The organism is Streptococcus mitis, assembly GCF_003944325.1.
Taxonomy (GTDB): domain Bacteria; phylum Bacillota; class Bacilli; order Lactobacillales; family Streptococcaceae; genus Streptococcus; species Streptococcus mitis_CW.
In genome coordinates this window covers 1-915 of record NZ_RJPX01000092.1, presented here as the reverse complement: position 1 = coordinate 915, position 915 = coordinate 1, and the positions used below count along the sequence as shown (strand labels likewise).

Sequence of the window (915 nt, the reverse complement as noted above, 5' to 3'; positions counted from 1 at the left end):
ACGACCTTCTGGTTGGGTAATGGTAATGGTATGGCTTCCATCGTGATTGTCTGTGACACTTACCTCTGGTGTGAAGCCATCACGACCATTTTCTCCCTTGTCACCTTTTGGACCTTTGATGTTGCCTGCTTGTTCCCAAGTATTGTTCTTCTTAACGAAGACATCTCCTGTGGCAGTATTAACGAAGCTATCGCCATCTTTACCGTCTATTGGTGTTGGATCTACTTTTCCGTTTAATACTTCTTTACCGTCACGTCCTGCTTGACCTGCTGCTCCGTCTTGGCCGTCTTTAACGATGGATGTTTGAACGAGCGTATCTGTGCCTTCTGTATAGTTTCCATCGCCATCTTTGTCAATGTAGAAGGTTAGAGTAGTTTGTTTTTTAGCTTCATCACGAACAGCTTTGACTTTTGGTGTTTGGCCATTTTCTCCATTTTTAACGATTGTTGTAAGAGCTGGACGTCCTTCTGGTTGAGTGATAGTGATGGTGTGTGCCATCATGGTTGTCTGTGACACTTACCTCTGGTGTGAAGCCATCACGACCATTTTCTCCCTTGTCACCTTTTGGACCTTTGATGTTGCCTGCTTGTTCCCAAGTATTGTTCTTCTTAACGAAGACATCTCCTGTGGCAGTATTAACGAAGCTATCGCCATCTTTACCGTCTCTTGGTGTTGGATCTACTTTTCCGTTTAATACTTCTTTACCATCACGTCCTGCTTGTCCAGCTGCTCCGTCTTGTCCATCTTTGACAATTGATGTTTGAACGAGCGTATCTGTTCCTTCTGTGTAATTACCATCGCCATCTTTATCAATGTAGAAGGTGAGAGTCGTTTGTTTCTTAGCTTCATCACGTTCTGCTTTAACTTTCGGTGTTTGGCCATTTTCACCATTTTTAACGATTGTTGTAAGAGCTG

Annotated in this window: 1 pseudogene; it reads right to left on the bottom strand. The window is 43.4% G+C overall.

What is annotated here, in order from left to right:
• Window positions 1-915 (bottom strand): annotated as a pseudogene (locus tag D8787_RS11740) (YSIRK signal domain/LPXTG anchor domain surface protein); the annotation flags it as partial.